The organism is Paracrocinitomix mangrovi (genome assembly GCF_019740355.2).
In the GTDB taxonomy this organism is placed as follows: domain Bacteria; phylum Bacteroidota; class Bacteroidia; order Flavobacteriales_D; family Crocinitomicaceae; genus Paracrocinitomix; species Paracrocinitomix mangrovi.
Genome location: NZ_CP091819.1, coordinates 3,842,196 through 3,862,975, shown reverse-complemented (window position 1 = coordinate 3,862,975; position 20,780 = coordinate 3,842,196). Strand labels below are relative to the sequence as shown.

Sequence of the window (20,780 nt, the reverse complement as noted above, 5' to 3'; positions counted from 1 at the left end):
GAACCCTCAAATAAAAAAGAAAAAATGGCAAAATTTGGCTACCTATTCTTACTTCTTACAATTATCTCTTGTGGAAGTAGCGAAAATGACACAACTGAATCTGACGATTTAGACCCAATTGATAAAAAAATTCAGGACTATTTGGCAAAACAAGACTGGAATGCTGAAAAGCAAGAAAGCGGATTATATATCAACATTGATAACGCAGGTTCTGCCGAAAAACCGGATTTAGGATCTTTTTTAACCTTGAAATACGAAGGAAGATTGTTAGACGGAACTGTTTTTGATGGAACTAATGGTCAAGCGATTACTTTTGATTTTCCATTATCTAGTACTATCCAAGGATGGCAAGAAGGAATTCCTATGATTGGAAAAGGAGGAAAATGTAATTTGGTAATTCCTCCGGATTTAGGTTACGGATCAAGAGACAACGGACCAATTCCAGGAAACTCTATTTTGGTTTTTGATGTTGAATTGGTTGACTTTAGCCAATCTCCTCCTCCTCCACCCGATTATTCAGGAGTTATTGATGAATACATTGAAAAAAATAAGTTGGGGAAATTTGAAAAAACAGCTTCAGGTTTATACATGAAAATTGAAAAAGCAGGAGGCGAAAAACCAACTCTTGATCACTTCTTAACATTGAATTACGAAGGGTATTTGTTAGACGGTACTGTGTTTGACGGTACTAAAGGAGAACCAACAACATTTAGTTTTCCTCTTGCTCAAACCATTGAAGGATGGAGAGAAGGAATTCCAAATATTGGAAAAGGTGGAAAAGGAATGTTAATTATTCCTCCTCATATTGGATACGGACCTAGAGATAATGGTAATATCCCAGCTAACTCGGTATTAGTTTTTGAAATTGAGATTATTGATTTTTCAGTAACTCCACCAGCAAACTAGTAAAGAATGAAATTACGCGTATCAAAAATATTTGATTTTGAAACGGCGCATGCATTGTGGGGTTATGATGGAAAGTGTGCTAATATTCACGGGCATACTTATGTATTAACTGTCACTATTTCCGGAGATTTAATTGATGATAAGGATCACCCAAAATACGGTATGATTATCGATTTCGGTGACATCAAGACAATTGTAAAAAAGGAAATTGTAGATGTTTATGATCATTGCTTATTAATCAGAAAAAATACACCTCACGAAAAATATGCAGATGTAGAAACTGCTTTTAAAAAAGTATGGTGTACTGAATTTCAACCAACCTGTGAAAATATGCTCATTGACATGGTTGAAAGATTACAAAAAGCACTGCCTGACAATATCGAATTAAAATATGTCAAATTGCAAGAAACCAGAAGCAGTTATGCCGAATGGTTTGCAGGAGATAATTAATTAAATGTCAGATCAATTAATTCAGAAATACAACATTCCGGGTCCAAGATATACTTCGTACCCTACGGTTCCATTTTGGGATGAATCAGGTATTTCTTTAGAAGATTGGAAAAGAACTTTTATCCAATCTTTTGAAGAGAGCAACTCATCTGAAGGAATCAGCCTTTATATACACTTACCTTTTTGCGAAAACCTTTGCACCTTTTGTGGTTGTCATAAACGTATCACCAAAAGACATGAAGTAGAGGAACCGTACATAGCTACTGTGTTAAAAGAATGGGATTTGTATTGTGATCTTTTACCCGAAAAACCTAGAATCAAAGAAATACATTTAGGCGGTGGAACTCCCACCTTTTTTAGTCCTGAAAATTTAGAAGAATTAATCACAGGAATTTTGGCGAGAGCTGAAAAATGTGATGATTATGAATTTTCATTTGAAGGACATCCAAACAATACTACTGAAGCCCATTTAAGAAAACTCTATGAACTTGGTTTCAAAAGAAGCAGCTTTGGAGTGCAGGATTATGACATAAAGGTTCAAAAGACCATTAATAGAATTCAACCTTTTGAAAAGGTTAAAACAGTTACTGATTTGTGTCGCGAAATTGGATATGATTCTATCAGTCATGATTTAGTATTTGGTTTACCACATCAAACCAAGGAAAGTATAGTTGCTACAATTGAAAAAACCAAAGAACTAAAACCGGACAGAATTGCTTTTTACTCTTATGCGCATGTACCTTGGATAAAGGGCGTTGGACAAAGAGGATATGATGAGAATGATTTGCCATCTGCTGAAGAAAAACGCGTATTGTATGAGACCGGTAAAAGCATGTTAGCAGATTTGGGATATGTTGAAATTGGAATGGACCACTTTGCGCTTCCATCTGACAGCATGTACAAATCTATGGTTGCTAAAAGTCTTCACCGAAACTTTATGGGATACACTGCAGGAAAAACCAAATTAATGATTGGTTTGGGCATGAGTTCTATTTCTGATAGCTGGTACAGCTTTGCACAGAATGTTAAAACGGTGGAAGAATATCAAGAGATCGTCAATAAAGGAATTATCCCAATATTCAAGGGTCATTTGCTGAACGAAGAAGACCTTATTATCAGAGAGCACATTCTCAACATCATGTGTCACTTTGAAACTTCTTGGAAAGAAGACAGAATGAAATTCAAAGAACTAGACGCTTGTTTAGAAAGATTAGCTGAAATGGAAGCTGATGGCTTGGTACAAATTACTGATGAAGGACTAACATTGCCTGAAAAAGCAAGACCATTTGTTAGAAACATCTGCATGGCATTTGACCTGCGTTTAATCAGAAACAAGCCAACCACAAGGGTATTTTCTATGACAATTTAACTATGCCTGCATAGTTTATCTAAATCGTTAAAAATCACTCGTTTATAATTACTAAAACGTTTAAATGAATAATTTTTATTGATTTTTTCTCTTGACATACGTTTTATTTTTTCATAATTTAAGGCTTGAACCATTCAAAACCTCAATCTATGAAAGCTACAGCATTTATACTCGCACTTTTTATTTCCATCATTTCAAACGCACAAACTAATTCTTCAGAACTTTCCGGACAATGGATAGCAGATGCTTCTGCTACTAACGCACCAGTTGGTTTTCATTTTTTGGATAAGGGACAACTTAAAATTTACGAAACCAAAGATGGAACTTCAGAAACATTCAATATCATGGATGGTCATTATTACTATGAGCAAGGAAGTGACTTATTGGTTACAATCACCTGGTATGGTGAAAAAGCAAAAACAACTGAGTATTCATTCAGTTTAAATGATCAGGGACAGTTGATTTTAAATCAAACTTATCCTGAAGTAACCAGTGTTGTTTACGAGAAAAAGGCAGAGACCGCAAGTTCGGTTCAACCTTAATTTCCTGTTCGCCAAATAGTATTGACCCTTGATGAAAGTCAGGGGTTTTTTATTGGGTAATTGTCTAAATTTAACATGTGGAACAAGACCGAAAGATCATTCATATTGACATGGACGCCTTTTATGCCTCTGTTGAACAATTGGATAATCCTGATTTAAAAGGAAAACCAATAGCAGTTGGAGGTGGAGAAGATAGAGGTGTTGTTGCTGCAGCCAGTTATGAAGCAAGAAAATTTGGTGTAAAATCTGCCATGTCAGGAGTATTGGCTAAGCAAAAGTGTCCTGATTTGATCTTTGTAAAACCCAGATTTGAGAGATATAAAGAAATCTCACAACAAATACGTGCAATCTTTTTATCCTATACAGATTTAGTTGAACCGTTGGCATTAGATGAAGCTTTTTTGGATGTAACAGCAGCCAGAACTAACCTAAAAAGTGCAACTGAAATTGCCAAAGAAATTAGAGCGCAAATCTTTGAAACAACAGGTTTAACAGCTTCTGCCGGAATTTCAATCAATAAATTCACTGCTAAAATAGCATCCGACATCAATAAACCGAATGGTCAAAAAACAATCAAACCCAAGGAAGTTGAGAAATTCCTGGAGCAATTACCCATTCACAAGTTTTTTGGAATTGGTAAAGCGACAGCCGAAAAGATGCACAGTTGGGGGATTTACAACGGATACCAACTTAAGCAACATACATTAGAATTTTTAAAAGCCAACTTTGGAAAATCAGGTCAACATTACTTCAACATTGTTAGAGGAATACAGAACAGTCCTGTTAAGCCTAATCGCGAAAGAAAATCATTAGGTGCCGAGCGAACTTTTAGTCAAAATAAAAAGCTGGATGAAGATATTTATCAAGCGCTTGAAAAGATAGCTGAGATTACAGTTGAAAGACTCAATAAAGCAGGCATCCAGGGCAAGACAATCACCTTAAAAGTGAAGTTTTCTGACTTTACTCAAATCACGAGAAGCAAAACAATTGATCATCTCACCAGCGACAAACAAGAAATTCTTGAGATAATATGGGAACTTTGGTGCGCAGAAGAATTTAAAAAATCAGTTCGCTTATTAGGAATTACCCTATCTAATTTTGAGGAAGAAACAATTGAAGAGGAACCAAAAGCAGCACCACTTCAATTGACATTAGATTTTTAACCAAAAATGGCATACGAAATAATAAACAACACTATAATTCCTCCGACTACTGTCAAAGCCAATTCAACCCACATTAAATATTTTGAAATAGAATAAATAAATTGATTTTGTGTTCTTTTATATGCAGCTCTATGCAATACAAAGGCGGGGATTGAGAAAATAAAACTCGCCACGAACAATCCAAGTAAAAACTCAGAGCTTATCCATAATGTTAGTCCCGCCATCATAAATAAAGCAAAAATGAAAGATGTATATGCCAGGACACCTAATATTGTTCCAATAATAAATGAGATACTACCATTCCCACTTTTTCTTTTGAAACTCGTTTTATTCTCTTTACGTGGAAATTGTTCTGGTATTACTGACTCAACAGCTGATGGATCGGTCAGTTCCATTTTCACAACTTCCTCTCTAGAAGGTTCTTTTTGCTTTGTAAGATTGGTAATTTTAGAATTTCCAATTATTTCGCTCACCCCTTTCTCCGCTTCAGTAACATTATTTACAGGAATTTTTAATTGATCATCCTTATCAGAAGCATCCTCTGCGTATAAAGTTGAATTATCATCTCTTTTAGTTTGTTTTTGACAAACTTCATCCTCATACACCGGTTTTATCGGCTTTAGGTTGGTATATTTCTGCTTAAAAAATGATGAATTACTTTGACAAGAATACATCAACATTATAGGCAATAATAACAATATGAGTCGTTTCAATGTATGATTTTTCATACAACAAACTTAAACCAATGTACTATGTTGAAGTAATTGAAAAATGCAAGAAAAGTTAGAGTTTTGCGAATATCACAAAACTCTATTCAACTCAATTTATAGATCATCAATAGATGAGCTATCCATCACCTCATCTTCGTAACGCTCTTCTTTGCTAGTTTTATTTTTAGCGGCATTGATCATAATCAAATACAAAATCACTTGAGCAATTAAAGCTCCAGCAAAAGCAGCAATCACTAAAGTCACTTGATCATAAGCGATTTGAGGATTTATCATTGCTCCAAAAAGACCAGCTAAAAAAGCTCCAGCAAAAAATGCCAAAACAGACATCAAGGCATATAACCAAGCTGTTAAGCCTCTTTTTTCAGCTGCCTTATAAAATCCAACAGCACACGCAATAAGTATTAAAATATCTAACATGATGGTATAATTTTTTACAAATAAACAAAAAAAACCGCCGAAATATCGGCGGTTTTAAACCAAGTTATGCGTTATTTTTACTTCTCCTCTTCGTCTACTTCTTCAAAGTCAACATCTTCAGCATCTTGTGTATCTTGTGTGCCTTCAGATGACCCTGCTTCACCAGTTGGTTCAGCATTACCTTCTGCTCCGGCATTTTGATACATCTCTTGAGAAGCTGCCTGGAAAACTGTATTTAATTTCTCCATAGCACTATCAATTGATGCAAAATCTTTTGCTTCGTGCGCTTTTTTCAAATCAGCTAATGCCTCTTCAATTGGTGCTTTTTTGTCAGCCGGAATTTTATCTCCGTATTCACTCAATTGTTTTTCAGTTTGGAAGATCAAAGCATCCGCAGCATTCATTTTATCTGCTTCTTCTTTTTTCTTTTTATCTGATTCAGCATTTGCCTCAGCTTCAGCTTTCATTTTTGCAATCTCCTCTTCAGACAATCCTGATGAAGCTTCAATCTTAATAGACTGCTCTTTACCAGTTGCTTTGTCCTTAGCTGAAATACTCATGATTCCGTTAGCATCAATATCAAAAGTTACTTCAATTTGTGGTTCACCTCTTCTTGCAGGCGGAATGTCAGACAATTGGAATCTTCCTAAAGTCTTGTTATCTGATGCCATTGGACGTTCACCTTGCAATACATGAATATCTACAGCTGATTGGTTATCCGCAGCAGTTGAGAAAACCTCTGATTTCTTAGTCGGAATTGTTGTATTGGCTTCAATTAACTTAGTCATTACCCCTCCCATTGTTTCAATTCCCAATGACAATGGAGTAACATCTAACAACAATACATCTTTTACTTCTCCTGTTAATACACCACCTTGAATTGCAGCACCTACAGCTACTACCTCATCCGGATTTACACCTTTTGAAGGATCTTTTCCAAAGAATTTTTTAACTGCTTCTTGAATTGCAGGGATTCTAGTTGATCCTCCAACCAAGATGATTTCATCTATGTCAGAAGTTGACAATCCTGCATTTTTCAATGCTGTCTTACAAGGCTCAATAGTTCTTTCTACCAAGTCTGCAATTAATTGCTCAAATTTTGCTCTAGTCAATGTTTTTACCAAGTGTTTTGGCACACCGTCTACAGGCATAATATAAGGCAAGTTAATTTCAGTTGAAGTTGTAGAAGACAATTCAATCTTAGCTTTTTCAGCAGCTTCTTTCAATCTTTGAAGCGCCATTGGATCTTCTCTCAAATCTAATCCTTCATCAGATTTAAACTCTTCTGCCAACCAATTGATGATTTTGTCATCTACGTCGTCACCACCTAAATGTGTATCTCCATCTGTAGACAATACCTCAAATACACCATCTCCTAACTCTAGAACAGATACGTCATGTGTACCTCCACCAAAGTCGAAAACTATGATTTTTTGATCGTCATGTTTTTTATCTAAACCGTATGCCAAAGCAGCAGCTGTTGGCTCGTTGATGATTCTTTTAACAGTTAAACCAGCAATTTCACCTGCTTCTTTTGTTGCCTGTCTTTGAGCATCATTAAAGTAGGCAGGAACAGTAATTACTGCTTCTGAAACTTTTTGCCCTAAGTAATCCTCAGCTGTTTTCTTCATTTTTTGAAGAATCATTGCTGAAATTTCTTGAGGTGTGTACAGTTTGTCGTCTATTTTAACTCTTGGTGTGTTGTTATCTCCTTTCACTACCTCATATGGTACTCTATCAATTTCGTTTTTAACGTTATCAAAAGAAGTTCCCATAAATCTCTTAATCGAATAGATTGTTTTGGTAGGATTGGTGATTGCTTGTCTTTTAGCAGGGTCTCCAACTTTACGCTCTCCACCATCTACAAAAGCAACAACAGAAGGTGTTGTTCTCTTTCCCTCAGCATTAGTGATTACTACAGGCTCATTACCTTCCATCACTGAGACGCACGAGTTGGTAGTACCCAAGTCTATTCCAATAATCTTACTCATATCTTATTTTGTGTTGATGTTCAATAAATATTAATTCTGAACTCAAAAGGTCAATGACTGTGCCATTAGATAAATAGACAGTTTTCCAACGCATTTTGTCATAATAGAATGAAAAATATTGACAAAACATGACATAAAGACATAAAAAACATGACAAAAAAAAAGAGCATCCTTTCAGATGCTCCAAAAAAATGCGGGTCAATAAATTCTGAATTGCGAACAACCTGGGTTTAGGCGGACTAATACTCCTATTAATCAATTTCGCATAATTTGTTTGACCACAAGTCTAAACACTAGCTTAATTGTGTAGCACCAAGATGGGATATTTTAAACGATTTAACAAGTGAATTTATAAATTGAGGGGGCAACCCTCGACTGTTATAAAATTAACTCTTTGTTTTGGATACACCATTTGTACAAGGTGTTGCTACCTCCCGATAAATCCAACTTCTTACATATCCTACTTCTGTAGTTTTCAACCGATTTTTCTGTTACAAACAACAACTCCGCAATCTCTTTAGAAGTTTTGTTCTGCGTTACCAACTTAAGTGTATTCATTTCAGATTTTGTAAGCGAACTTAATGCTTCTTTTATCCTGTTGATCTCCTCATTAAATTTGCTTCTATTTTCAAGAAACGAGTTTAATTTTTTACTTACAAAAGGCTGATCTGCCATTACTCTCTTAATGCATTCTATGATCTCAATACTGGAATCTTCTTTTAACAGAAATCCCTTGGCACCTCTATTAAAAGCTTCATTGAAAAACAACTCGTCATTGTGCATTGTCAAGATTAAAGCTCTTGTATCTATCTGATTCTGCTTTAAAAAATCTAAAACATCAATCCCGGATTTCTCAGGCATGTCTATATCCAAAATGATAATATCAAAAGCAGTTGACCTGATTAAATCAATTGCCTCTTCACCATTTTCAGCCTCCATTATGTCACTATCTACATACTCTCCTTTAATTAAGGCAACTAGTCCTTTTCTAAATATTGGATGATCATCTACTGCAAGTATGCGTAACATTAGCTCAATGGTATTATAATTTCTACTTTAAAACCCACTTTGGGTTTTTCTACTTTGATATTGCCGTTCAGGTACTTTAATCTTTGCTGAATACTTTTAAAACCTACTGAATTTTCAGCAGATCTCCATTTCTCCATATCTAAGCCATCTCCATTATCCTGATACAATAAAATCAATTCCTTTGACACTTTGAAAGCCTCTAATTTAATTGATGTTGCGTTTGCATGCTTCACAGTATTGGTCACTAATTCCTGAATAATCCTATAAATACGAATACTTTGATGTTCTTCAAAATCCAATTTCTCTAAAACATCAATTTCAGTCGTAACTATCATTCCGGTTGATTTTTCAATTTCACCCAGCATGTTTAATACTGCCTTCATCAATCCTAACCTTCTCAATTCTGGTGGAATCAATGATCTTGAAATGGATCTAACCTCTTCAATTACTTCACTAAAATTGGTATTCAATAACTCTGCTTGCTCTTCATCAACATCTTTTAGATTATTGAATTTATTTTTAAGAACGATCATACTTTGCCCAAGGCCATCATGTAAATCTCTTGCTATCCTCCCTCTTTCCTCTTCCAATTTATTAGCAATTGTAAAACTGAAGAGATTGTCACTTTTCTGCTTAAGTCTGAAATACATGATCACAATAAAGAAAATAACCAATAAGAATACAGATATGATAATAACGACATTTTGCTGGAACTTTGCCATATCTACCTGCCCTTGCTTAATTTGAAGTTTCAATTGATTTTTTTCAATACTTCTTATTCTTTCCTTTTTCTCATCATCATATTTAAACTGCAATTCTGCTAATAACTTATCATTGCCCAATTCATTGATTGAATCCTGAACAGCAACTTTTAGTTTGTATGCTTCAAAAGCATTTTTATAATCCCCTTTTTCCTCATAAACACGATATGTTAAATGATAAAGCGGAGGCATCACTTCACTGTATGTTGCGTACTTTGAATAAGCCTCAGCTGAATCTAACATCTGCAATGCTTCATCATACTTTTCAATCCTCAATTTGTAGTAGGCTCTCCCCAAATAAATGGGTGTAATTCCAAATAGGATTCTACCTTCTTTTGCAATTCTCAAAGCCTCTTTACTCAATGAATCACTAGTTTCAGGATTACCCATGCTCATTTCAAGAGTGGCTAAATTGGTAATAGAAGACAACTCGTAATTTTTATACCCAAACTCCTTCCCAATCTGCATCACTTTTAAATACTCCTCTTTGGCTCTGTCATTTGAATCCACTCTTGAATAATACAATCCAAGGTTTTGTCTTCCTATTCCTTGAAGACCTAGATTACCAGTTTCCAAGCCTATTTCCAGACAGTTTTTAAAATCAGATGCTGCTGAATCCAGGGCCCCTAATTCATATTTAATCAAGCCCAAATTGTTCAGTATAAATCCTTTTTCGTACTGATTATTACTTGCATCTGACAATTTAAGTGCTTCATAATAAATCATTAATGATAGTGAGACACTATCAATATCACCATAAAAGACTCCTAGTCCGTTAAGACTATAAATCATATTCAAGGTATCCCTATCGTTATATGAATCTATATATACCTGTTCCATATCTTTTGCCATGAGATACTTGGTCTTCTTATATTCATCCGTAAATATTTTACGGATTCTGGCAGTTCGATAGATTGGTTTGTTATTGATGGATTTAGACAAGTCAATAGCTCTATTAAAATAGAAAGCTGCTGAATCCATATCATTTATATAATAGAGGTATGAACCTTGATAAATAAATAGCATTGCCCTTAAAGCCTCATCTTCATTTTCCTCAGCCTTTTTAAGCATTTTAGGATAAAGTACCAAAAAATTTGAAGGATCAGATTTCAGTGATTTATCAAGTTCGGACAGTTCATTCTTGTAAGGCTCCAATTCTTTTACTCCCTGGTATATTTGAGCTGTGCTCAATAAGGGCAAAAAGGCAAGTATCATTACAACTATAAATCGCATGGAATTTTAGGTTGCTACAAGATACCGAAATATTCTTTTTAGGATAAAAGTAATCCACAATTAGACTTTGCTTTTTTGCCGAATTTCACAAAACAACCCCTTTAAAAAGCAGCAACAAAAGGAGTTTACAACAATTTCACATCCTAAAACCATAATGTTAATAAAAAAGAAAAATCGAAAAATAATAAGGCGTCTATAACACTTATATTTGCTTTTTGATTTAAACAAAACCTTAGAATTTATGAACTTCATTATTTCAAGTTCTGCATTATTGAAAAATTTACAGAGAATTAGCGGTGTTTTAAACACTAGCAACAGCTTACCGATTTTGGATAACTTTTTATTCGAACTTGCCGGTGGTGAGCTAACAATCTCTGCTTCGGATCTTGAAAACACCATGAAAACTTCGGTTAAACCGGATGAATCAAAAGAGGATGGTAGAATAGCTATTCCGGCTAAACTACTATTGGATACGTTGAAAAACTTCTCGGATCAACCTTTGTCTTTTCAAATTGATGGAGGAAATTTTGGAATTGAAATTTCTTCAGATTACGGTAAATACAAATTAGTAGGTCAAAATGCAGATGATTTTCCTAAATCTCCGGATATTGATTCTTCTAACAATCTTTCTATTTCAGGAGAGATTATCGCCAGTGCTATTGACAAAACTTTGTTTGCCACAGGTAATGATGAATTGAGACCGGTAATGAGCGGAGTTTTTTGCCAGTTTTCGTCAGATAAATTAACTTTTGTTGCTACAGACGCACACAAATTGGTTAGATACGGAAGGACGGATGCTAATGCTCCAAATAGTGCAGATTTTATTTTGCCTAAAAAGCCTTTGAATTTGCTTAAGCAAAATCTTACCGGAGAAGAGCAAGTAGATCTTTCATTCAATGAAACAACTGTAAGATTTAGCTTTGGAAGTATTGAATTAACAAGTAGATTAATAGATGGTAAATACCCTAATTATGAAGCTGTAATTCCAAATGAAAATCCAAATGTATTGACCGTTGATCGCATGTCTTTTTTGAATTCGATTAAACGTGTTTCTATATTCTCTAACAAAACAACTCACCAGGTAAAATTAAAAGTTGCAGGAAGTGAACTTTCTATTAGTGCAGAAGACTTAGATTTTTCTAATGAAGCAAAAGAAAGACTTACTTGTAACTACAATGGTGATGATATGGAAATTGGATTCAACTCTAAATTCTTATTAGAAATGTTGAACCATATCAGCACTCAAGAAGTTATTCTTGAGATGAGCGAACCAAACAAAGCAGGTATTTTATTGCCAAGTAGTAACAGCAACGAAAGTGAAGACATTTTGATGCTTGTTATGCCTGTAATGATCAGATAATATAAGCCTTTCTGTTTAGGGTACGGTTTTTGCTTTTAATTCTTCAAATCCACGTATGAAGAAGGCATTATTATATTCAATATTGCTCTCTTGGTTTGTATCATCATGTTACTTTGTTGATGACATTTTTGATCCACCTCCACCAAAAGAGTTAACACTTCAAGAAAAAGCAGAAAAATCTGTTTCTAGTTTTTTAAAGAAAAAACTCGGGGAAAAATACAATCCATATGGCTTTGGAAAAATCACCATCCATAAACCAGTTGAAATTGTAGAACTAGAAAAATTGGAAAGAGATAATAAGATTAGTCCTTCACCAAAATTGGATACCCTGATCAAAAATCAAAAACAACTGATAAGAGACAACAACATAGAGAGAACACTTGATTTAGATCATTTTTTCACCAACAAAGACTCCAGTGATAAATACACTGTCTATGAAACAAATTTCATATTAAATGACACCCTTGGTGTAAAGAATTTAAATGGAAAAATAATGTTGAACCTGGATCAAAACATGGAAGAGATAGTTACTTTTTACTTCTACGAATACAACATTTTTGAAACAGGTTCATACTATGAATCAAGGGAATTATCTCGAAATTTTTATAGCTTTTTTAAAAGTGAGTTAGAAAGAAGAAACGGTATGTTGGAGAAATCAGCCTTTTTAAAACACACTTTGAATTTGGCAAAAATGATTCAACACACGGGCTCGTTTGATCAGCAGAAAATACTTGAGAAAAATGTAATCAACTATGTAAAAGAAGAACGCAAGGACATAGCAGACTATAAACAATTAAAGTTCTCTGATCTTTACCAAACTGAAGACGGAAATGATAATAATATTAGCGGATACTATTTTTTTCATAAATTTATTGGAAACTATAATAGTACTCTAGACACTAACGTGGTTTTAGTTGAGTTTAGCCCTTACTACGAAATAGAAAACATTTACCAAATGGATAGACCATTTGAACAATACTTTAAATAAAAACACCCTATGAAATCGTTATTTACCCTCTTTACTTTTGGAATCCTTTTCACCTCTATAGGATATGGTCAAAATGCAGATATTGATTCTTCTGAAGACGAGAAAAAAGTAAAAGATGCTGTTGTAAAATGGGCAGATGAAACCTTTTATGAACACAAAGAATACAAGTTTGAAAATTTTCATGCATTCTATACTGAAGAATACGAAATAGCTTTTTTGAGAACCAATGCAAGAAAAGAAATGTTGGATGAATTGGAGCAAGACAAGGCAGCTGGTAGATATAGAAAATCAGAGGATGAATATCAAAAAGAACATACTGAATTGAAAGAAGACTACTTAAAGTTCAAAGGTGAACTGGACAAAATGACGGTCAAAGTAACTCACTATCAAATTAGCTTTTGGTCAAACATCCAAACCAATGATGGAATAACAGTTTATTACGAGCATATAGTAAAGTTGGATAATAACTTTATTGTAACTGACGCTACTATCAATTCTGCCATTGGAAAGAAAAGTGACAAAACAGAAATCATCTATAAAAAAGATGTAAAAAAAAAGTAAATGATGGAGGTTCAGGAAATCAAAAATCTGTTGGTGAACCACCTAAAAATGGTAGTGTTTCAATAAAGGAAAACATAGATCCTCCGGGAAAAGTGCAGGAAAAAGAAATTGATGCTACTGAAACAAAAAAAGAACGCAAAGCCAGAATAAAAAAAGAAAAAAAGGCCGAAAAAATTAAAGCCAAAGAAGGAAAATAATAAAAAGCGGGTCAATGACCCGCTTTTTTTCTGTTATGTATAAACTAGCCATGAAGAATGACTAATATCTTGAATGATCTGCTCCGTATGTACTCATAAATGGATTAGGTGCAGCAAATCTCAATGACAATTCTAAACCTCCTCTGGTATTACTTGCCACTTGTAGAGAGGAAACATTGATATCGTAACTGATTCCAAATCCCCAGCCTGCATATTCAATTATAAACTTGGCTGTCACAGCATCTCTTGTTCTTAAATAAGCCCCCCAATATAATGCTGCACCATTTTTAAATCCTGTAAACTTACTATCCTGAGAAAGTAAATGACGGAACAAAGTACCCACAAAAATTTCTTGAGCCGGTCCTTGTCTGTAATACATAAATCCAGGACAAATTGCCATTTTAGAAGATTCACTTAAACTGATGACTCCATTTCCATGAACAACCACTTTCATTGGTAATCTTTCATCTGTTCCTACAAATGAATACCTAGGACGATTGATGTGCATCAAAGCTACCCCGGCACTAAAGTTTAAATCATGATTATCTGTCACTTTAATATCTCCGCCGGTATTATTATAAATCCAGCTTAATCCTGCTCCTACATCAAACTTTGTAAATGTTGCCTGACCCGGTCCAATTCCGGCCGGTAATGATGAATTGTATCCTGTACCATCAAATTGAGATGCCCATTGCAACGCACTGTAATCAATTTTTCTCTGAAAGTATCCTCCTTGCAAACCTCCTCCTAGTCTATTGTACTTATTCAATTTTACATAATAGGCCAAATTCAAATTCCCTTGACCGGTTCCCATATTTGAATCACCCGCTTTGTCTGTGAAGAAATTCACTCCTCCAGCTAAAAAGCCTTTTTGAGATCTTTTTTTCTCATAGCGCATATGGAAACCAAGTGCAAAAGTCTTGTAAGGAGCTCCTACAGCTCTCCATTGATCTTTGTAATTGATATTTGCTTCCATTGCATGTATTCCACCAGCCATTGCCGGATTTTGTTGCAAAGGATTCATATAAAATTGAGAGAAATGGATATCCTGTCCCCACAAATTTGCTGTTACAATCAAAGCAGCAAACCCAAAAAATATTCTCATTGTTTTCATAGCTATCTAAATTTCCTGCTTATCTAATTAAACTGATGTTTCCTTTTTTATTGATCTGCTCTCCCGTTACCAGGGTAGCATCCAACACATAAACAAATACAGCTGTACTCATCATTTTGCCATTTCTCATATGTGTTCCGTCCCAGCATATTTCCTGATCAAAAGATTCAAATACCAATTCTCCCCAACGATCATATATTCTGAAATGCATATCTACAACACATCCTCCTAAAACACATTCAAATGAATTGACATCATCACTAGCCGGGGTAAAGGCAGTAGGAACATACAATTCCCCGCAATCGTAATTTACCGTGATGGTTGTACAAGCTGTATCAACACAAGTACCATTGTAAACAGATACGCAATAAGTAGTTGTTTCTATCGGACTTGCAATTGGACTCGCACAATCTGAGCAACTTAAATAATCCTCTGGTGTCCAACTATAAATAGTACCTCCGGTAGCATTCATTTCTACCCATGAACCCCAGGTCATTACATAAGGCCCTCCGGCATCAGCAATAGGTTGCTCAAATACCACTATATCAATTGTATCAGCCCCACCACATGTTCCTGTGATTGTATAGATAATTTGATGAGCACCCGGACCGGCAAATGAAGGATCAAAGATTCCTGCATTCGCATCAATTATTCCAGGTCCAGACCATGTTCCTCCTGGAGTTGTAGTTACCAATGTATAATCCGATTCTGTTTCACAAAATGGACCTGCATTGATAACATTTGGATTTCCACCTGAAGAAATTGTCACTGTAAATGTCGCTACATCCGGGCAAGCACCGTTTGTTGTATAAGTAATTGTATAGGTACCAGCTCCAGTGGCATCCAAATCTATCATCCCCGTAGTTGAGTTGATAACACCTCCATTATCAATTGTAAAAGTACCTCCAATGGTTCCTGACAAACTTGGAAGAGGATCCAATTCTGTCGTACAATATGTTGTAGATGGATAAGAGAATGTTGCTAAATCAGACGCATTAACAATTATGGTTTCTGTATCTGTACTTCCACATGCTCCTCCAATTGTGTATGTAATGGTGTGCGAACCAGGACCTGCTGTAGCCGGATCAAAAGTTCCTGTATTTGGATCTGTAATTCCGGTTCCTGACCAAGTTCCACCTCCATTTGCTGCCGTTAATGTTACTGCTGCATCATTTTCACAGAATGGTCCTGCTGCTGTGATGGTAGCATTGGCTCCACTTGTTAATGTCACACCAAATGTTGATGATGCCGGACATGCTCCACCTGTTGTATAAGTAACCGTGAATGATCCTGCTCCAGAACCTGCAATATCAATTTGCCCTGTACTTGCATTGATCACACCTGAACCATCAATGGTAAATGTTCCACCGGCTGTTCCTGTTATTGTTGGTGTTGGATTTGGATCTGATAAACAATATGATCCTTGTGCAAAACTGAATGAAGCATCATCCAATGCATTTACCACAATATCTTCTGTATCTGTAGCTCCACATGAGCCTGAAATGGTATAGGTAATAGTATGTGTTCCTGCTCCTGCTGTAGCCGGATCAAAAGTTCCTGCATTTGGATCTGTAATTCCTGTTCCTGACCATACTCCTCCGCCATCTACTGCTGATAAAGTAACTGCTGCATCATTTTCACAGAATGGTCCTGCTGCTGTGATGGTAGCATTGGCTCCACTTGTTAATGTTACACCAAATGTTGATGATGTCGGACAAGCTCCACCTGTTGTATAAGTAACTGTGAATGATCCTGCTCCAGAACCTGCAATATCAATTTGTCCTGTACTTGCATTGATCACACCTGAACCGTCTATTGTAAATGTTCCACCGGCTGTTCCTGTTATTGTTGGTGTTGGATTTGGATCTGATAAACAGTATGACCCTTGTGCAAAACTGAATGAAGCATCATCCAATGCATTTACCACAATGTCTTCTGTATCTGTAGCTCCACATGAGCCTGAAATGGTATAGGTAATAGTATGTGTTCCTGCTCCTGCTGTAGCCGGATCAAAAGTTCCTGCGTTTGGATCTGTAATTCCGGTTCCTGACCATACTCCTCCGCCATCTACTGCTGATAAAGTAACTGCTGCATCATTTTCACAGAATGGTCCTGCTGCTGTGATGGTAGCATTGGCTCCACTTGTTAATGTTACACCAAATGTTGATGATGCCGGACATGCTCCACCTGTTGTATAAGTAACCGTGAATGATCCTGCTCCAGAACCTGCAATATCAATTTGTCCTGTACTTGCATTGATCACACCTGAACCATCAATGGTAAATGTTCCACCGGCTGTTCCTGTTATTGTTGGTGTTGGATTTGGATCTGATAAACAGTATGACCCTTGTGCAAAACTGAATGAAGCATCATCCAATGCATTTACCACAATGTCTTCTGTATCTGTAGCTCCACATGAGCCTGAAATGGTATAGGTAATAGTATGTGTTCCTGCTCCTGCTGTAGCCGGATCAAAAGTTCCTGCGTTTGGATCTGTAATTCCGGTTCCTGACCATACTCCTCCGCCATCTACTGCTGATAAAGTAACTGCTGCATCATTTTCACAGAATGGTCCTGCTGCTGTGATGGTAGCATTGGCTCCACTTGTTAATGTTACACCAAATGTTGATGATGTCGGACAAGCTCCACCTGTTGTATAAGTAACTGTGAATGATCCTGCTCCAGAACCTGCAATATCAATTTGTCCTGTACTTGCATTGATCACACCTGAACCGTCAATAGTAAATGTTCCACCGGCTGTTCCTGTTATTGTTGGTGTTGGATTTGGATCTGATAAACAATACGATCCTTGTGCAAAACTGAATGAAGCATCATCCAATGCATTTACCACAATATCTTCTGTATCTGTAGCTCCACATGAGCCTGAAATAGTATAAGTAATAGTATGTGTTCCTGCTCCTGCTGTAGCCGGATCAAAAGTTCCTGCATTTGGATCTGTAATTCCGGTTCCTGACCATACTCCTCCGCCATCTACTGCTGATAAAGTAACTACTGCATCATTTTCACAGAATGGTCCTGCTGCTGTGATGGTAGTATTGGCATTTGAAGTAATAGTAATTCCAAAAGTTGAGGATGTTGGACACAGTCCGTTAGTGGTATAGGTAATTGTATAAGTTCCTGCACCTGATACATCAAGATCAATCACCCCACTTGATGCATTAATAGAACCACCATTGTCTATTGTAAATGTTCCACCACTTAATCCTGAAATGGTAGGAATTGGGTCAACATCTGTGGTACAATAAGTTGCTGAAGCATATGAAAAAGTAGCATTATCTGTAGCATTTACAACTATTGTTTCAGTATCAGAAGATCCACAAGTAAGGGAATAGGTTATAACGTGAGATCCCGGACCTGCAGTCGCAGGGTTAAACGTACCAGCATTTGGATCTGTAATTCCAGTTCCAGACCAGGTTCCACCAGTTTCTGCAGCTGTTAAAGTTACTGCGGCATCTGTTTGGCAAAAAGGACCGGCAGGAGTGATTGTAGGATCACAAGCAGTTGTACATGCGGTTAAAAGGTTTGGATCTGTAATGGTTACTGTACTTCCCAAAGCGTCTGTTATCAAAATTGGATAGTTACCGTTTGGCATTACCGTTGTACCTGTTCCCAATGGTTGATATCCTGTTGTTGTAATAGTACATGGAAGAGAAACTGTACAAATTCCAAATATTTCAATCCCACCACATGCTGCACAGTCATTGGACGATACAGATGCAGTTACCCATTCTTCCCAGTTATAAGGACCAGTACCATTTGAAACTGTAATACTTCCGTCCAGATTAATACAAGCTGTTAAAGAAATACATGGATCAACAATTACATTAATTTGATCTGAACCACACAATTGAGTATAAGTAATAGTGTGAACTCCAGGACCTGCAGTAGACGGATCAAAAGTACCGTTATTAGGATCTGTAATACCTATTCCTGAGAAAGTCCCACCTCCTGTTGTTGTAAATAAATTGACAGGAAGATCAGTTTGACACAATGTATCTTGAGGACAGATTGTTGCATCACAACATACCAAAGCATATTGAGCACAAGCCCCCATAGCTAAGGAAGCAATGTGTCCGTTTCTGTTCACAGATCCATTATTTTGTTCTGCTCCAACTGCTAAAACTTCTCCATTTGAATTTACACTTACATCATAAACTGCAAATCCGGTATTTGAAGATGAAATCAAATTCAGGTTCGGGTCATACTTAACAACACGATCTGTTGCACCTGCATATACATTTCCACAATCATCAACAGCTAAACCACTGCAGTGAACTACTATTTCCCCTAAAACACTTTGATTATTTCCTCCGGGAATGGCTGCAGAATTTACAAGCGCACCTGTTATCAAATCTCTTTGAAAAATCGTAGTTCCATTATGTGTATAAAAGAATTGGTCGTTTGCTACTAAGGCTTTTAACCCACCTCCATTTTGCGTTTCTGGCAAGTAGTTTTCACATTTATATCCCAGGTGATGTCCATTGTCAACTTCAAAATACGGATCATCATTTGGACAAGCACCAATATTTTGATTGACTGCCCCTACTTGATCATGTGTCAAATAGATATATTTTGCATTCTTTGAAGATGAAATGGATCTAACCTCAACTGGTGTAAATCCAGCCTGTTGACCAACAGTAACATTTCCAGATACACTTCCTGTATTTGGGTCGATATCATATATTTTTGCCTCAAAATTCAAAAGAGCTCCACCTGTTCCACCTACAATTAATTTAGTCTTATCGCAATTGAAAGTAATGGACCAGTATTCTGTATTTAATCCCGTTCCATTTGTATGATACTGCATAGCACCTGCAGTATTTACTTTCTCTATTTCAGGTGAGGTACCTGAAGTAACATAGCTGTTACCTGCATCATCAGTTGCCAAAGTTCCCAGCCAAACACTGTTTGTATCCCAAGGTGTCACATAAGCCCATTGTTGTGCTCCTGCAGCATTATATTTTCTTAGTTCCATTGGAGTTTCACCTCCTATTACGTACACGTTTCCGGCTCCATCACTTTCCACTTCCCAAACAGCTGAAGAAGTAGAATAAGTAGAATTAAGGTTCCAAGGGTCAATTACAACAGTTCTTGAATTGTCATAATTTTCAAGATCAAATGACATTACGTTATTCTCAAAAACATACTTTGAATTTATAGATTCATCATTGTCTTGATAAAAAGAAACTGGAGCATGTTCAACAACATCTCCTAATGAGGTTTTTATTTCTATTTGACCTGAATCATTAAGGAAAACCTGAATATTTTCGTCTTTTACATTTGTATGCTGCGTAGAATATTGGATTTTAAGCTGAGTTGGATCGGCTCCGGGATGCAAAATCACTGAATACTTTATCCCACCGTCCGGGTGAATAATATATTCTACATCAATATTATCATACAAATTTTTATAAGTGATCTTTTTAAAACCTGGAATGTAATTTTCATTTCTACATTCTTTGGTTGGCCAATTTCTAATTGCATATGAATAATAAAAGTCAATTTTATTTTCTGCCACTATTTCAACATCCTCATTTGCTCCAATCCATTTTTCAGTAATCAATTCTGAAATATTGATTCTTTTTGGTGCAGTATGATCTCCGTTTTTATAAACAGGATTCTTGATAATTTTATCATATCTGTAGGTAATTCCTGATTTAGAAAAGAAAACGTAAAATGGATTTTCATCTAGACCGTAAAAAATCTCATCTCCGCTCCAATTTCTTCCATCAAACTGACCTTTATTAAGAATAAAAGATCTGTTCTTTTGAAGATCAAAATCAAGAATTTCAGTAGAGTTTTGACTGAAAGAAGTAAGTATGCATAATGTTAATACAATTAATGCTGCTAATCTTTTCATGGCAAATTAAGGTTTGGTATGGTGCCAAAAGTATGATTTGAATATCCACAGCAAAAGGGGGATTCCCCCTCAATATTAAATTAATGT

The 20,780-nt window shown here is 36.0% G+C and carries 15 protein-coding genes; 8 read left to right on the top strand and 7 right to left on the bottom strand.

Annotated elements, in window-relative coordinates; all coding sequences use genetic code 11:
* Window positions 1-24: 24 nt before the first annotated feature.
* The 5 genes from K6119_RS17290 (at window position 25) to dinB (ending at window position 4,430) form a co-directional block, all read left to right on the top strand.
* The gene (locus K6119_RS17290) at window positions 25-906 is read left to right on the top strand and encodes an FKBP-type peptidyl-prolyl cis-trans isomerase (RefSeq protein ID WP_221835212.1); all 882 of its coding nucleotides are present in this window, start codon (window positions 25-27) and stop codon (window positions 904-906) included.
* A gap of 6 nt (window positions 907-912) precedes the next feature.
* Window positions 913-1,356, top strand: coding sequence for a 6-pyruvoyl trahydropterin synthase family protein (locus tag K6119_RS17285; protein WP_221835214.1), 444 nt, complete (start codon window positions 913-915; stop codon window positions 1,354-1,356).
* Between the two features lie 4 nt (window positions 1,357-1,360).
* Window positions 1,361-2,725 (top strand): oxygen-independent coproporphyrinogen III oxidase, encoded by a 1,365-nt coding sequence (hemN, locus tag K6119_RS17280; RefSeq protein ID WP_221835216.1) that lies wholly within the window; start codon window positions 1,361-1,363, stop codon window positions 2,723-2,725.
* Window positions 2,726-2,874: 149 nt separating this feature from the next.
* Window positions 2,875-3,267: a hypothetical protein gene (locus tag K6119_RS17275; RefSeq protein WP_221835218.1), complete on the top strand. Its 393-nt coding sequence runs from the start codon at window positions 2,875-2,877 to the stop codon at window positions 3,265-3,267.
* A gap of 77 nt (window positions 3,268-3,344) precedes the next feature.
* Window positions 3,345-4,430 (top strand): DNA polymerase IV, encoded by a 1,086-nt coding sequence (gene dinB, locus K6119_RS17270; protein WP_221835228.1) that lies wholly within the window; start codon window positions 3,345-3,347, stop codon window positions 4,428-4,430.
* Here dinB and K6119_RS17265 read toward each other — a convergent pair.
* The 5 genes from K6119_RS17265 to K6119_RS17245 all read right to left on the bottom strand — a co-directional run bounded on the left by K6119_RS17265 (window position 4,427) and on the right by K6119_RS17245 (window position 10,592).
* The gene (locus tag K6119_RS17265) at window positions 4,427-5,158 is read right to left on the bottom strand and encodes a hypothetical protein (protein ID WP_221835230.1); all 732 of its coding nucleotides are present in this window, start codon (window positions 5,156-5,158) and stop codon (window positions 4,427-4,429) included. The two genes, dinB and K6119_RS17265, sit on opposite strands and share 4 nt — an antisense overlap.
* Before the next feature lie 96 nt (window positions 5,159-5,254).
* Window positions 5,255-5,578: a hypothetical protein gene (locus K6119_RS17260; RefSeq protein WP_221835232.1), complete on the bottom strand. Its 324-nt coding sequence runs from the start codon at window positions 5,576-5,578 to the stop codon at window positions 5,255-5,257.
* A 77-nt stretch (window positions 5,579-5,655) separates the two neighbouring features.
* Window positions 5,656-7,569, bottom strand: coding sequence for a molecular chaperone DnaK (gene dnaK / locus K6119_RS17255; RefSeq protein WP_221835239.1), 1,914 nt, complete (start codon window positions 7,567-7,569; stop codon window positions 5,656-5,658).
* Window positions 7,570-7,947: 378 nt separating this feature from the next.
* Window positions 7,948-8,598, bottom strand: a complete 651-nt coding sequence (locus tag K6119_RS17250) for a response regulator transcription factor (protein ID WP_221835244.1) — start codon at window positions 8,596-8,598, stop codon at window positions 7,948-7,950.
* Window positions 8,598-10,592 carry a tetratricopeptide repeat-containing sensor histidine kinase gene (locus tag K6119_RS17245; RefSeq protein ID WP_221835247.1) on the bottom strand — a complete coding sequence of 665 codons (1,995 nt, stop codon included), beginning with the start codon at window positions 10,590-10,592 and terminating at the stop codon, window positions 8,598-8,600. Before K6119_RS17245 ends, K6119_RS17250 begins: the two co-directional genes overlap by 1 nt.
* Before the next feature lie 241 nt (window positions 10,593-10,833).
* Here K6119_RS17245 and dnaN point away from each other — a divergent pair, with 241 nt between their 5' ends.
* From dnaN to K6119_RS17230, 3 genes are read left to right on the top strand one after another with little or no spacing between them, the layout of a single operon-like run.
* Complete coding sequence (dnaN, locus tag K6119_RS17240; RefSeq protein ID WP_221835249.1) at window positions 10,834-11,952, top strand: DNA polymerase III subunit beta; 1,119 nt, start codon at window positions 10,834-10,836, stop codon at window positions 11,950-11,952.
* 55 nt (window positions 11,953-12,007) lie between these two features.
* The gene (locus K6119_RS17235; protein WP_221835257.1) at window positions 12,008-12,940 is read left to right on the top strand and encodes a hypothetical protein; all 933 of its coding nucleotides are present in this window, start codon (window positions 12,008-12,010) and stop codon (window positions 12,938-12,940) included.
* Window positions 12,941-12,949: 9 nt separating this feature from the next.
* Window positions 12,950-13,501, top strand: coding sequence for a hypothetical protein (locus K6119_RS17230; protein WP_221835258.1), 552 nt, complete (start codon window positions 12,950-12,952; stop codon window positions 13,499-13,501).
* A gap of 258 nt (window positions 13,502-13,759) precedes the next feature.
* On the opposite strand, the gene K6119_RS17225 is transcribed toward K6119_RS17230, so the two are convergent.
* Both K6119_RS17225 and K6119_RS17220 read right to left on the bottom strand, forming a co-directional pair.
* Window positions 13,760-14,812 (bottom strand): PorP/SprF family type IX secretion system membrane protein, encoded by a 1,053-nt coding sequence (locus tag K6119_RS17225; RefSeq protein ID WP_221835259.1) that lies wholly within the window; start codon window positions 14,810-14,812, stop codon window positions 13,760-13,762.
* A 19-nt stretch (window positions 14,813-14,831) separates the two neighbouring features.
* Window positions 14,832-20,693 (bottom strand): DUF7948 domain-containing protein, encoded by a 5,862-nt coding sequence (locus tag K6119_RS17220; RefSeq protein WP_237828047.1) that lies wholly within the window; start codon window positions 20,691-20,693, stop codon window positions 14,832-14,834.
* Between the last annotated feature and the right edge of the window lie 87 nt (window positions 20,694-20,780).